We start from the raw sequence: 13,543 nt of genomic DNA, 5'->3' as shown, positions 1-13,543 counted from the left end.
AGATACATATGGCTGATATGCGAATTGGTGGCCTTGCCAGTGGTATGGACACGGATCAAATTATAAAGGACTTAATGAAGGCGGAGAGAATCCCTTTAGATAAACTGGAACAAAAGAAACAATACCTTGAGTGGCAGCGCGATGATTACCGAGATATGAATAAGATGATGTTTGATTTTAGTAATCTTATTTTTGACGGGGTGATGAAGCAGGGGACATATACTCAGAAGTCAGTTACAGTCTCAGATCCGAATGAAGTTTCGGTTAAAAACATCAATTCAACTACCGATTTTACCGGGACATTAAAAGTTGAGAAGCTGGCTACTGCTGCTACTATGTACAGTTCAGCTATTACTCAGTCTGACGGTGGCGCATTTGATTCTAAGAAAAAATTGAGTGAATCATTCGGAATGACTGGTGAGCAAAGTATTAAAGTAAAGGCAATCAAAGCAGACGGAACGATGGCGTCTGATTTTACTGAAATTAAATTTAATGCTGAAGATGAAACATTGGACAGTTTAATATCCAAAATCAATGCGCAAACAGGTGTGACGATGTTTTATGACCAGCATACAAAGCAAATGTCAGTGATGAGTAAAAATACAGGAAGTAATGCCAGTGGGGCTGAGATCGAGTTACAGGGTGATCTATTTACCACACACCTGAAATTGGATGCGGATAATGATGTTGCCCTGGCTAATAATCGGGGTTCCATCGGTGAGAATGCCAAATTTACATACAACGGAATGGCAACTGAACGGTCGTCCAACACGTTTACCATCAATGGTTTTGAACTGACACTGAAGAACGCATCCAATACAAATGTAACTTTCGCTTCACAACCCGACACCGACAAAATCCTGGAAAAAATCGTCAAATTCGTCGACGAATACAACAAACTCATCGAAAAAGTGAACGGCGAAGTAAACGAAAAGAAATACCGTGATTTTCAACCGTTGACTGCTGAACAAAAAGAGTCGATGGAAGAAAAGGAAATCGAATTATGGGAAGAAAAGTCACGCAGCGGTACTCTGAGAAACGATTCCGTTCTAACGTCTGGGCTCAACAAAATGAGAACGGACATGTACACACCAATCTCTGGTGGAACATCAGGTGTTGACCAGTTAGCCCAAATCGGTATCAAAACTTCAAGTAACTACCTTGATCGTGGAAAATTGATTATTGATGAAAGCAAGCTGAAAGAAGCGATTTCAAAAGACCCGAACGCCATCTATGAGATTTTTGCTAAAGATGGTGCCACGTCTAATGAACAGGGAATCGCCCGTCGTCTACGTGATACGTTGAAAGATACAATGGACAGCATTGAGCAAAAAGCAGGGAAAGCTTCGAGCACCAATAATACATTTACCCTGGGCCGTTTACTAAACAACATGGACAGTCAAATGGATCGATTCGAGGATCGGCTGATTCAAGTCGAAGACCGCTACTGGCGTCAATTCACCGCCATGGAAAAAGCCATTCAGCGTTCCAACCAACAATCCATGTTCCTCATGAACCAATTCGGCGGCTAATCATAAATAAAGGAGTGTCACTATGGCCATCAACAACCCGTATGCAACATACCAGAATAACTCGGTCAACACCGCATCACCAGGTGAACTCACCCTTATGCTCTATAACGGAAGCCTGAAATTTATTCATATCGCGAAAAAAGCGATTGAAGAAAAAAATATTGAGCTGAAAAATACCAATATCCAAAAGACCCAAGCCATCGTGAATGAGCTGATGGTTACATTGAACACGGATCTTGAAGTCTCACAAAATCTCATGTCCCTTTACGACTACATCAACCGTCGCTTAACAGATGCCAATATCAAGAATGATGTGGCGATTTTAGAAGAAGTAGAGGGACTCATCACTGATTTCCGTGATACATGGAAACAAGTCATTCAACTGAACCGCCAAAAGCAGCATGCCGGACAAGGTGGACAGGCGTAATGAGCTCGGTCCTTCTTTGCTATACGATCACGAAGCAATTGAAAGAAGCATTGGAACAGGTGAATGATGAAAACAGGGAATCTACGATTGAGGAAGTGGAATCTCTTTTAGAGAAAAGACAGAGTGTACTTGGGACAATTAAGCCGCCTTATACTCAGGATGAGCAGAAGCTCGGCAAGCAGATGATTGCCTGGAACCATCAGATTGATCGGCAGTTGTCTCAACTGCGTTTGGAAATCAAGCGAGATATGAATGGGTTAACGAAGAAAAAAACTTCCGTTCAAAAATATTCAAATCCATATGAATCACTGCAATATGATGGAATGTTCTACGATAAAAAGAAATAGGTGGTTCTTTGACAACGAAATTAGACGAAAAACAGTACGAATTGGTCAGCCAATACGTCGGAATGCTCGACACGATCGAAGAAGCACTGAAGTATGTAGAAGCAAGCTTCACGGATTTAAGCAAAACAGAAGGGGACAGGGTACTTTCAGATGTCTTCATGGCCATTGGTCAGATTTCAGAAAGCAATCTCTTGTTGAAAGAAATGTTTGATGGACGTGAAGACATTCAGCAAGCTCTAACTGGATTTGATACGGTGACGGATCAAGCATGGAAACTGGACGGACAGTTAGACAACAACACAGTCAAACAAAGTATCGTCCAGGAAAAACTGTCACCAGCCTTTTCTAAATGGAAAACGTCGATTGAAATCGAACTAAATCCTTATCTAACACACTAAGTCTCGAATCTTCGAGGCTTTTTTTTCTTTTTCCAAATAATCTCATGCTATAATAATAAAAAAATGCTGGAGGAAGACTTGATGAAAAATAGTCTGGTAGAAGAAATCAGAAGTCTTTGCGGAACCTACCCTGAAGTTCATGAACATATAGACGGCTTTGGACATACTTCTTTCCGGGTGAAGGACAAGCCATTTGTAATCATTGGAGAGGAGAACAATCTCTCCCTATCCATTAAAACGCTCCCCACCACTCAAGAAATCTTACTCGAGCAGCAAGGCTACACTAAAGCCCCCTACATTGGAAGACATGGCTGGGTGTTAGTAGAGACAGAGGAAGTAGGATGGCAAGCAATTGAAGCCTTGATTCACGAAGGTTATTTGAGAGTGGCTCCCAAAAAACTGGCAAATCAAGTACGAAACGGATGAAGACACATGATTAACCTAGTCACCAATGAACTTTTAAAACAACTTTCCCGTCCCCGCATGTGGATTTCCCTTGGGATCATCGTATTCATCAACTCCATCGCATCCCTATTCGTCTACATGCTATTCGAAGGAATCCAATTCTCCTTCTGGGAGTATATGCGAATCAGCTCAAACCTTATCATCGTCCTACAAGTCTTCTGCCTCATCATAGCAGGTGACATCGTATCCAATGAGTTTTCGTCAGGTACCATCAAGCTGCTACTCATACGTCCGGTCAACCGTGTGAAAATACTGCTCTCTAAATACTTAGCCGTTATCGTCATAGCAACCATTCTTACTTCTGCCCATTTTTTATTTTCTGCCGTACTGGGCGCTCTGTGGTTCTACGACAGCTTCTTTGAATTCAACGTAAACTTTTTCCTGGTAGCGGGCGCTTATGTCCTGAGATTTCTTGAACTGATCGCCATCTGTTCTGTGGCTTTCACTCTGTCTGTGCTGACGAGAAGCAGTTCCTTTGCCATTGGAACGACTCTTTTTCTGACGTTTTCCGCAGGAACGTTATTGATTGTCATGAATGAGCGGGGAATGGAATGGGGGAGGTATTTGTTGTTTGCCAATACCGATTTACAGCAGTATTTCTTCGGAACTCCACCTTTTGAAGGGATGACGTTTTTGTTTTCTGTTGGGGTGATTGCAGTGTATTTGATTGGGTTTGGTGGTTTGGCAGGGTGGGTTTTTGGACGGCGGGATGTGGATGTTTAGTGGATCTGTTCTGTATTAGAGAGCAGGTCTTTTTTTGTTTGTCTGTTAAGTTTAAGGTGATTTTGCCTGTTAAATATCACAGGTTTTTTAACAGGCAAATGTTCTGGATTATTTACCTGTTAAATTTCAGAGCTAATTCAACAGGCAAACTCCACGCTTAGCAGGAATTTTGTATAAGTATGTCGAAGATAGAGATACCAAAAGTAGAAAGGATGTTGACATGGCGAATAAAAGAGAGTGGTTCCCTGGTTATATCTATCATATTACGGCAAGAGGAAATCGGAGATATACCATTTTTCGTAACAAGGAAGATCGTTTAAAGTATTTAGAAATTGTAGAAGATGCAAAAGAAAAGTTCCCCTTTATTCTTCACTCCTATTGTCTCATGACCAATCACGTTCATCTCCTGATTGAAACCATCGATGAACCTCCAGGCAAGATCATACAATATATCCATTACCGTTATGCCCGTTATTTTAATAAGAGAAATGGGTTTGAAGGCCATCTTTTTCAAGGACGTTTTAAATCAGTCATTATACGGAACAACAAGCAAATGGTTGACACAAGCTGCTATATTCACTTAAATCCTGTAAGAGCCGGTATTGCAACTGAACCCGAAAAATATCAATGGTCCAGTTATCGATCCTTTATTACTAATAGAGAGAATAAGCATGTTGATACAAGAAAAATACTTTCATTTATGAATAATGGTTCGAAAAATCATTATAAATTTTATGTGGAAATTAGGTTGAAGCAATTTAATAACTGAGGATAAGAAAACACCTACTGAGTTCTGCAGGTGTTTCTACGTTTTGGCCTTAACAGATGAAAACAACTTTTAATTTGCCTGTTAAATATGACTGGAAATTTAACAGTTGAAATTCTAATATTATTTAACAGGCAAACTTATTGAGATATTTAACAGGCAAAAAAAGAACAAAATTCAACTGACAAATCTACCGCTATTTTTAACAGTTAAACTTATAACCCCCTTTCACAAATCCGCCCCAAACCATTCACAAATCCTCCAAATTCCCACCGTTTAATCTCTTCAAAAAGTGAGAAAATAATAATATAAAGAGTGAAAGGTGAACCCTACATACTCGCAACCCTCAACTCACTCTTTCATTCTCCAATCCCAGATCCATCAACACTCTCGACACCGTAATACAAACTTTACAAAAAATTGACAAAAAATTTAGAAAGTTTAAGAAGGAATAATTAAGGGAATGGAGAATATATAAACATAGCTTTATTTTTAAAAGGAGGAGTTTACATGTTGAATTACAACATTCGAGGCGAGAACATTGAGGTAACTCCAGCGATTCGCGAACACGTGGAGAAGAAGATTGGCAAGTTAGATCGTTACTTTAATGAAACTCCTGATGCAAATGTACATGTTAATTTAAAAGTGTATCCTGATAAAAATACGAAAACTGAAGTGACTATTCCAATGCCGCAATTAGTGTTACGTGCAGAGGAACGCAACACGGATATGTATGCGGCCATTGATCTGATTGTAGATAAATTGGAGCGTCAAATTCGCAAACATAAAACAAGAGTGAACCGTAAGATGCGTGAGAAGGGCAGCCCGAAGGAATTCTTCGCGGCTCAGGAAGATCTGAATCACGTTTCTCCAAATGGTGCAGCTGCGGTTGAACTGGAGGAAGAGGACGATACGGAAGTAGTAAGAACGAAGCAGTTCAATCTTAAACCGATGGACAGCGAAGAGGCGATCCTGCAGATGAACATGCTGGGTCATACATTCTTCATCTTCACGGATGCAGAGACTAACGCAACGAATATTGTGTACAAGCGTCGTGACGGGAAGTATGGCTTGATCGAAACAAACTGATACCCTTAAATCCTGCGGTCGCTGAGACCGCAGGATTTTTCAATTCCAAAGGAGGTTTTTTCCATTTTTTGTCGAAGTTTGAAAGTAGACAAAATTTAGGGGGATACCAAGTGAGAGATCCAAGACTAGAAAGGTTGGCAGAGGTACTGCTGACCCATTCCTTGAAATTAATAGAAGGGGAGAAGCTCTATATAATGGGAGAACATTCGACTAAACCGCTTGTAAAGGAGGTTCTCCAGAAAGCGTATGAGATGGGAGTGATTCCATACTATGAGCTCGGCGATCAGGAGTTACTGCGTATCATGGCCACTCATGCGAAACCGGAACAAATGATTCTGCAAAATAAATGGAATATGGAAAAATATCAGGATATCGACGCGTTTCTCAATATTTCAAGCGAAGCAAATGATGCGGAGATGAGTGAAGTTCCGGCCGAACAGTGGCAGCTCCTCATGCCCCATATGAAAGAATCCAATGACTATCTCATTCAAAATAAGAAATGGGTTCTATTAAACTATCCAAACCCGTCACTTGCCCAGAAAGCGAAGATGAGTTATGACACGTTCTTCGATTATCTTCTGGAAGTCTGTACGGTGGACTACAAGCAGATGGAAGAAGCCCAGAAGCCTCTTAAAGAGCTGATGGATAAAACCGATAAAGTACGGATTACAGGTGAAGGGACGGACCTCACTTTCTCCATTAAAGATATTCCCTCTGTCATGTGCTTTGGAGAGCGAAATATTCCGGACGGGGAAGTGTATACTGCTCCCGTGAAGGATAGTGTAAATGGGACGATAACATACAATACACCGACACTGTATCGCGGATTTTCTTTTGACAACGTTTCTTTGACGTTTGAAAACGGGAAGATCGTGAAAGCAACGGCAGATAAAACGAAGGAACTGAACGATATTCTGGATACAGATGAAGGTGCCCGTTTCATTGGGGAGTTTGCACTTGGTGTGAATCCGAAGATCAATGAACCGATGCTCGATATCTTATTTGACGAAAAAATAAACGGAAGCTTCCATTTCACGCCAGGACAGGCCTATGAAGGGGCGGATAATGGAAACCGTTCGAATGTGCATTGGGATATGGTCTGCATCCAGCGTCCGGAATATGGTGGAGGAGAAATTTACTTCGATGATGTTTTAATTCGGAAAGATGGGTTATTTGTAGTAGAAGAGCTAAAAGGATTAAATCCTGACGCTTTAATTTAAAGGAGGACTTCATCATGACGTATTCCATTGTAGGTTATGACCCGGAAGAGAAAGAGTGGGGGATTGCGGTACAATCCAAATTCCTCGGTGTTGGTTCTGTCGTACCTTTTGCGAAAGCGGGAGTGGGAGCCGTGGCGACTCAGTCTTACGCGAATACTTCGTACGGGCCTCATGCACTTCAATTAATGGAAGAAGGAAAGACGGCAGAGGAAGCGCTGGATATCATCACAAAGGATGATCCCGAGCGTCCATTACGACAGGTGGGATTGATTGATGCTGGTGGAAATGCTGCCACTTTTACAGGGGAAGGATGCTATGACTGGGCCGGTGGACAAACTGGTAAACACTTTGCTGCTCAAGGTAATATTTTAGTAGATGAAAATACCGTAAAAGCGATGGCAGAGACATTTGAGTCGACAACCGGATCTCTTGCTGAACGATTACTCCATGCACTCGATGCCGGTCAGGACGCTGGTGGTGATTCCCGGGGCATGCAGTCTGCTGCACTTCTAGTAGTGAAGGAAAACGGTGGATATGGTGGCTTCAATGATCGGTATATCGATCTCAGGGTGGATGATCACCCGTCTCCCATTAAGGAATTGAAACGAATCTACTTGATGCATCAGCTCTATTTTAAAGAGTCTGAGCCTGGTAGAGTCGTATTGCTGGAAGGTGAAATCCTTGATGAAGTGGAGCGGGAACTTACCCGTCTTGGTTATGCAAAAGAAAGACAGTCTCTTCATCAGAGCTTGAAAGACTATCTCCATACAGAAAACTTTGAAATGCGGGAGCAGGATGAGAACTATATTGATCTTGACGTGTTGGATTATATGAAAAAACAGGGACGATAGAAATTAAAAGAACCAATCCAAAAGCGATTGGTTCTTTTTTCTTGTTCTAAAACAGTTTAATGAACGCCAGAAATGTTATATAATGAACATTTGTGTACGGGACTCAAGAAGTTGGAGGTAAATACAAACATGAGTACAGTCGGAAGAAACGAACCATGCCCATGTGGCAGTGGGAAAAAATATAAGAAATGCTGTGAAAAAGAAAATGTTGTGAATATAGATACGCTGGTGAGTCAGGAGCTTGATGTGCTTCAGGCGCAGCTCTATGATTATATTGCTACGGCCCAGTCTACAGAGATGGAAGAATCCTATCACCACTACTTAGCAAAAATGGATCTGATGCAGGCTGATCCGGATATATATGAAATGGCATTTGTCAGCTGGTACGGAGCGACTCAAAAGGATGCTGACGGTGTTCGTTTGATCGAACGTTTTGTTGATAAGCAGTTGAGTACGGTGACTCGTCCTCAGACCGCTGAAGTACTGGAGTCGTGGAAAAACGTGCGTGTGACTGCAGGTACCGTAGAGAAGCTGGATGACAATACGTTACGTGTGGAAGAAGCCATCACCGGTGATGTGCTGATTGTAACGGAAAAGTTCGGTAAATTAGAAGAGAATAGTTTCTTCTTGGGGCTATTGCTCCCGAATGGGGAGAAGTATCTTCCCTTCGCTCAGTACTTCATTTACCCTGCGATTGAGAAAGCAGCGATGGAACTGGTGAAGATCCGATTTGAACAAGGTGAGTTTGGAAATCTACATGACTACTTATCAGGGCAGTACTTGGAAATAGCAGATGTAGGATTCGTCCTTTATAGTGCTGAGAAGAAAAAGACCGGAAAAGCAGCAGCATCTACTAAAACCACGGATGAAACAGATACTGCCAAGAATTCGGATGAGAAATCTGAAGAAGCAATCGAAGGAGTAGAAATCTGGAAAACGCCGGAATACGTTGAAGCGATCACTTCCCTTCAAAGCTTCCTGACTGAAAAAGGGGAAGACAAAAAAGAAAGTGAGCTGCTGGTAGCCGTATTGGAAAAATACTTCTACACAGAGCGCCCAACGATCCGCAATCCGAAAATCTACTCGGGAGCACTGGTGGACATGGCGAAAAACATCGACGAAATCAGTATCCGCCACGTCCAAAAAGAACTGGCTGAATACTTCGATGTCTCTGCCAACAGCATCTCAAGACGAAGCAAACAAATCTGGGAAAGCTACCAGGACACCGTCAACGAGCTACTGAAAGCTACCAAAGCCTGATCATTCACATACACAACACCTAAAAGTCGTCTGCATAGTCGGCTTTTTTGTTTTTGAGGGACGGACCTCGGATTTTACCCAATATATGAGGGAATGCTGTAAAGTCGCCAAACCTAGACTGATAAATATATTATGTGAGGTCCGTCCCTAAACCTGAATCGATGCTATTTCTAGACGTGACGAATATCGCGTCTCATGAGCAATCCAGGAATACCGCGTGATAGTAAAGCATCCAACCTTTGAAAGCTCTGTGATTGAGAGGTCCGTCCCTCCTTGAGTTGTAACCCATATAGGATAGTGGTAAGATTGGAAGGGAATATATCGTGTTTTTGTGGGAGGATATTTGGATTTTGTAGCGAATTTTAAGTAGAGTGATTGGAAACGGATATAGGTGACTTTTTACATGGATTTTTCATGATTCTCATCTGAATTTCATTTTCTTTCGTTATTCTAGTGACGTTCGGCTCTCATTTAAACACAGATAAAGGAGCGTTTATACATGCTTGGTCTATTAAACAAAGTGTTCGATGCGAATAAAAGAGAATTAAAGAGGCTTGAAAAACTGGCTGATCAAATAGAAGAATTAGGCCCCGATATGGAGCGATTGACGGATGATGAAATCCGTGAAAGAACAGAACGATTCAAGGAGCGCTATCAAAAAGGTGAAGACCTGGAAGATATGATGATTGAGGCTTTTGCTGTCGTGCGGGAAGCGGCTCGCCGCGTTCTTGGTTTATATCCATACCGCGTTCAGCTTATGGGTGGTGCCTCCCTTCATGGCGGTAATATCTCCGAGATGAAAACCGGTGAAGGTAAAACGCTGACAGCGACTATGCCTGTGTACTTGAACGCCATCACTGGAAAAGGCGTTCACGTTATCACAGTCAACGAATACCTGGCCAGCCGTGATGCTGAGGAAATGGGCAAGCTATACAATTTCCTTGGGCTCACTGTAGGACTGAACTTAAACTCGATGTCCAAAGACGAAAAACGTGAAGCATACAAAGCGGATATCACGTATGGTACGAATAACGAATTCGGATTCGACTACCTTCGTGACAATATGGTCCTGTACAAAGATCAAATGGTGCAGCGTCCTCTTCATTTTGCCGTAATCGATGAGGTTGACTCGATTTTAATCGATGAAGCACGTACACCTCTGATCATTTCCGGTAACGCTCAGCGTACACCTCAGCTTTACATTCAGGCAAACGCTGTTGTACGTACCCTGAAAAAAGATGAAGATTACACATATGATGAAAAAACAAAAGGTGTTCAATTAACGGAAGATGGGATAAGCAAAGTGGAAAGAGCGTTCCACATTGATAACCTGTTCGATATTTCACACGTAACCCTTAACCACCATATCAATCAAGCGTTAAAGGCTCACGTCAGCATGCACCGTGATGTGGATTATGTGGTTCAGGAAGGAGAAATCGTCATCGTTGACTCTTTCACAGGGCGTCTGATGAAAGGTCGCCGTTACAGTGACGGACTTCACCAATCAATCGAGGCAAAAGAAGGTCTTGAAATCCAGAATGAAAGTATGACGATGGCAACGATTACGTTCCAGAACTACTTCCGTATGTACGAAAAGCTTTCCGGTATGACAGGTACGGCGAAAACGGAAGAAGAAGAGTTCCGTAATATCTACAATATGAATGTTATTGTGATCCCAACGAATAAGCCAATCGTTCGTGATGACCGCGCCGATCTGATCTATGCTTCTATAGAAGGGAAATTCCTTGCTGTAGTCGAGGATATCAAAGAGCGTCATGAAAAAGGACAGCCTGTACTGGTTGGTACGGTTGCCGTTGAAACGTCAGAGCTTATCTCTAAACTATTGACGAAAAAAGGCGTTCGCCACAATGTATTGAATGCGAAAAACCATGGACGCGAAGCGGAAATCATTTTGGAAGCAGGTCAGCCTGGTGCCGTGACCATCGCGACAAACATGGCCGGCCGTGGTACGGATATCAAGCTTGGAGAAGGCGTCATCGAACGCGGCGGTCTAGCCGTTATTGGTACCGAGCGTCATGAATCACGCCGTATCGATAATCAGCTTCGTGGACGTTCCGGACGTCAGGGGGATCCTGGTGTGACTCAGTTCTATCTTTCAATGGAAGATGAATTGATGCGCCGATTTGGTTCTGACAATATGAAGAGCATGATGGAGCGCCTTGGGATGGATGACACTCAGCCAATCCAAAGTAAAATGGTCAGCCGTGCTGTAGAATCGGCTCAGAAACGAGTGGAAGGAAACAACTTCGATGCTCGTAAACAGCTTCTGCAATACGATGATGTTTTACGTCAACAGCGTGAAATCATCTATAAACAGCGTTATGAAGTAATCGATTCTGAAAACCTTCGTGAAATTGTTGAGGGTATGATCAAATCAGCGATCGAACGTCAGGTAGCAGCCCATACTGCTGAAGAAGACATGGAAAACTGGAACCTTCAAGGTATCGTTGATTACGTGAATGCGAATCTTCTTCCTGAAAACGACGTAACAGTTGATGATCTTCGTGGAAAAGAGCCGGAAGAAATGATGGATCTGATCTATGAAGATGTGAAACACCGTTACAATGAAAAAGAAGAAGAGCTTACGCCGGAGCAAATGCGCGAGTTTGAAAAAGTCATCCTGCTTCGCGCTGTTGATACAAAATGGATCGACCATATCGATGCCATGGATCAATTGCGTCAAGGTATCCACCTTCGTGCCTACGGTCAAACCGACCCACTGCGCGAATACCAGCATGAAGGATTTGCCATGTTCGAAAGCATGGTACTTGCAATCGAAGAAGACGTGGCAAAATACGTCATGAAAGCTGAAATCCGCAGCAATCTTGAACGTCAGGAAGTAGCTAAAGGTCAAGCGGTGAACCCGAAAGAAGAAGGCGGTAAGGCTAAGAAACAACCTGTCCGCAAGCAAGAAGACGTAGGGCGCAACGACCCATGCCCATGCGGAAGCGGCAAAAAGTACAAACACTGCCACGGCATAACTGGATAAATAAAGAGATGCTACCTGGTGCTTATTTTGATAAAATAAGTGCCAGGTACTTTTCCGTTTTTTATGGGTGCCTGGAATAGGGTTCACTAATAATTGGATTTTTCTTGTAATAGTGTTTTTAAAGTAGGTTATGTAATAGCATAACTTTAAATTTGATTTCCGCTCCAGGTGCTCAACTCACGCCCCGCGGAAAGCGAGCACCTGGAGCGGAAATCAACCACTACTGTCTAATAAAACACGGCCACTCTATTCCAGCTATCATCAATACAAAATAAATTCAACAACCCAAATAACTATAGAGGTGACCACACATGGAACTATCAGAAATCAGAGCAGAGTTAGAAAAATCAGCTAAAACATTAGCGGACTTCAGGGGGTCTCTTTGACTTAGAAAACAAAGAGGCAAGAATCCAGGAACTTGACGAAATCATGGTTCAACCCGACTTCTGGGATGACCAGCAAAAAGCTCAAGGATTAATCAATGAAGGAAACGGTTTGAAGGATCTTGTAAATGAATACAAATCATTGCTTGAATCCCATGAAAACCTTGAGCTTACCCTTGAACTTATCAAAGAAGAACCCGACGAAGAACTTCAAAAAGATCTTGAAGAAGAGCTGGGTGATTTGGTCACACGATTAAATGACTACGAACTACAGCTTCTTCTAAGTGAAGAACATGATAAAAACAATGCGATACTTGAGCTGCATCCCGGGGCAGGTGGAACGGAGTCACAGGATTGGGGTTCCATGCTTCTTCGCATGTACACGCGTTGGGGTGAAAAACGTGGATTCAAGGTGGAAACCCTTGATTATCTTCCTGGCGATGAAGCGGGAATCAAGAGTGTGACTCTTGCCATTAAAGGGCATAATGCGTACGGTTACTTAAAAGCTGAAAAAGGCGTACACCGTCTTGTTCGTATTTCACCATTCGATTCTTCAGGACGTCGTCACACTTCCTTCGTGTCCTGTGAAGTCATGCCTGAGTTTAATGAAGAAATCGAAATTGAGATCCGTACGGAAGACCTGAAAATTGATACGTACCGTGCAAGTGGAGCCGGTGGACAGCATATCAATACGACGGACTCGGCTGTCCGTATCACTCACTTACCGACGAATGTAGTGGTAACGTGCCAATCTGAACGTTCTCAGATCAAGAACCGTGAGTCAGCCATGAAGATGTTGAAAGCGAAGCTCTACCAAAAGCGAATCGAAGAGCAGGAACAGGAACTCGCCGAAATTCGTGGAGAGCAAAAGGAAATCGGGTGGGGAAGCCAGATCCGTTCCTACGTCTTCCATCCATACTCCATGGTCAAAGACCACAGAACAAACACAGAATCAGGAAACGTACAAGGCGTCATGGACGGAGACATCGACCCATTCATCAATGCTTATCTGCGTTCCAAAATTCAATAATCATACTCAAGCTGGATCCTCCATTCAATTGGAGGATCCAGC

The 13,543-nt window shown here is 42.7% G+C and carries 13 protein-coding genes; all 13 read left to right on the top strand.

The genetic code is table 11. From position 1 onward, the window contains the following. Window positions 1-8 precede the first annotated feature (8 nt). Complete coding sequence (locus RSX31_RS15825) at window positions 9-1,532, top strand: flagellar hook-associated protein 2 (RefSeq protein ID WP_315635137.1); 1,524 nt, start codon at window positions 9-11, stop codon at window positions 1,530-1,532. A gap of 22 nt (window positions 1,533-1,554) precedes the next feature. Beyond that, a complete protein-coding gene (gene fliS, locus RSX31_RS15820; protein ID WP_315635136.1) occupies window positions 1,555-1,959 on the top strand; it encodes a flagellar export chaperone FliS in 405 nt (134 codons plus the stop codon). Further along, the gene (locus RSX31_RS15815) at window positions 1,959-2,306 is read left to right on the top strand and encodes a flagellar protein FliT (protein ID WP_315635135.1); all 348 of its coding nucleotides are present in this window, start codon (window positions 1,959-1,961) and stop codon (window positions 2,304-2,306) included. The genes fliS and RSX31_RS15815 overlap by 1 nt, the downstream gene beginning before the upstream one ends. A gap of 8 nt (window positions 2,307-2,314) precedes the next feature. Further along, window positions 2,315-2,704 carry a hypothetical protein gene (locus RSX31_RS15810; protein WP_315635134.1) on the top strand — a complete coding sequence of 130 codons (390 nt, stop codon included), beginning with the start codon at window positions 2,315-2,317 and terminating at the stop codon, window positions 2,702-2,704. 81 nt (window positions 2,705-2,785) lie between these two features. Continuing rightward, entirely contained in the window at window positions 2,786-3,130 is a 345-nt protein-coding gene (locus RSX31_RS15805) for an MmcQ/YjbR family DNA-binding protein (protein WP_315635133.1), read from the top strand. A 6-nt stretch (window positions 3,131-3,136) separates the two neighbouring features. Next, entirely contained in the window at window positions 3,137-3,892 is a 756-nt protein-coding gene (locus tag RSX31_RS15800; protein WP_315635132.1) for an ABC transporter permease, read from the top strand. 220 nt (window positions 3,893-4,112) lie between these two features. Beyond that, window positions 4,113-4,661, top strand: a complete 549-nt coding sequence (locus RSX31_RS15795) for an REP-associated tyrosine transposase (protein WP_315635131.1) — start codon at window positions 4,113-4,115, stop codon at window positions 4,659-4,661. Between the two features lie 507 nt (window positions 4,662-5,168). Further along, window positions 5,169-5,747, top strand: coding sequence for a ribosome hibernation-promoting factor, HPF/YfiA family (gene hpf / locus RSX31_RS15790; RefSeq protein WP_113971339.1), 579 nt, complete (start codon window positions 5,169-5,171; stop codon window positions 5,745-5,747). Between the two features lie 110 nt (window positions 5,748-5,857). Further along, the gene (locus RSX31_RS15785) at window positions 5,858-6,967 is read left to right on the top strand and encodes an aminopeptidase (protein ID WP_315635129.1); all 1,110 of its coding nucleotides are present in this window, start codon (window positions 5,858-5,860) and stop codon (window positions 6,965-6,967) included. A gap of 14 nt (window positions 6,968-6,981) precedes the next feature. Continuing rightward, a complete protein-coding gene (locus tag RSX31_RS15780; RefSeq protein ID WP_315635128.1) occupies window positions 6,982-7,818 on the top strand; it encodes a DUF1028 domain-containing protein in 837 nt (278 codons plus the stop codon). Window positions 7,819-7,947: 129 nt separating this feature from the next. Next, window positions 7,948-9,078, top strand: coding sequence for a YecA family protein (locus RSX31_RS15775; RefSeq protein WP_315635127.1), 1,131 nt, complete (start codon window positions 7,948-7,950; stop codon window positions 9,076-9,078). Window positions 9,079-9,577: 499 nt separating this feature from the next. Beyond that, window positions 9,578-12,088: a preprotein translocase subunit SecA gene (secA, locus tag RSX31_RS15770; protein WP_315635126.1), complete on the top strand. Its 2,511-nt coding sequence runs from the start codon at window positions 9,578-9,580 to the stop codon at window positions 12,086-12,088. A 311-nt stretch (window positions 12,089-12,399) separates the two neighbouring features. Beyond that, window positions 12,400-13,501 (top strand): peptide chain release factor 2 gene (prfB, locus tag RSX31_RS15765; protein ID WP_148970265.1). Its coding sequence is split into 2 segments (ribosomal slippage): window positions 12,400-12,471 and window positions 12,473-13,501, totalling 1,101 coding nucleotides; the frame shifts between segments, so codons are not numbered across the junction. Window positions 13,502-13,543 lie beyond the last annotated feature (42 nt).

Source organism: Rossellomorea yichunensis, assembly GCF_032337515.1.
GTDB lineage: Bacteria > Bacillota > Bacilli > Bacillales > Bacillaceae_B > Rossellomorea > Rossellomorea yichunensis.
Note: the sequence above shows the minus strand (reverse complement) of the source record. Positions and strands in the feature narration are given on the sequence as shown.

Coding starts and splice junctions, on each gene's coding strand:
- RSX31_RS15825 (WP_315635137.1), top strand. CDS start 9: ATGGCTGATATGCGAATTGGTGGCCTTGCCAGTGGTATGGACACGGAT.
- fliS (WP_315635136.1), top strand. CDS start 1,555: ATGGCCATCAACAACCCGTATGCAACATACCAGAATAACTCGGTCAAC.
- RSX31_RS15815 (WP_315635135.1), top strand. CDS start 1,959: ATGAGCTCGGTCCTTCTTTGCTATACGATCACGAAGCAATTGAAAGAA.
- RSX31_RS15805 (WP_315635133.1), top strand. CDS start 2,786: ATGAAAAATAGTCTGGTAGAAGAAATCAGAAGTCTTTGCGGAACCTAC.
- RSX31_RS15800 (WP_315635132.1), top strand. CDS start 3,137: ATGATTAACCTAGTCACCAATGAACTTTTAAAACAACTTTCCCGTCCC.
- RSX31_RS15795 (WP_315635131.1), top strand. CDS start 4,113: ATGGCGAATAAAAGAGAGTGGTTCCCTGGTTATATCTATCATATTACG.
- hpf (WP_113971339.1), top strand. CDS start 5,169: ATGTTGAATTACAACATTCGAGGCGAGAACATTGAGGTAACTCCAGCG.
- RSX31_RS15780 (WP_315635128.1), top strand. CDS start 6,982: ATGACGTATTCCATTGTAGGTTATGACCCGGAAGAGAAAGAGTGGGGG.
- RSX31_RS15775 (WP_315635127.1), top strand. CDS start 7,948: ATGAGTACAGTCGGAAGAAACGAACCATGCCCATGTGGCAGTGGGAAA.
- secA (WP_315635126.1), top strand. CDS start 9,578: ATGCTTGGTCTATTAAACAAAGTGTTCGATGCGAATAAAAGAGAATTA.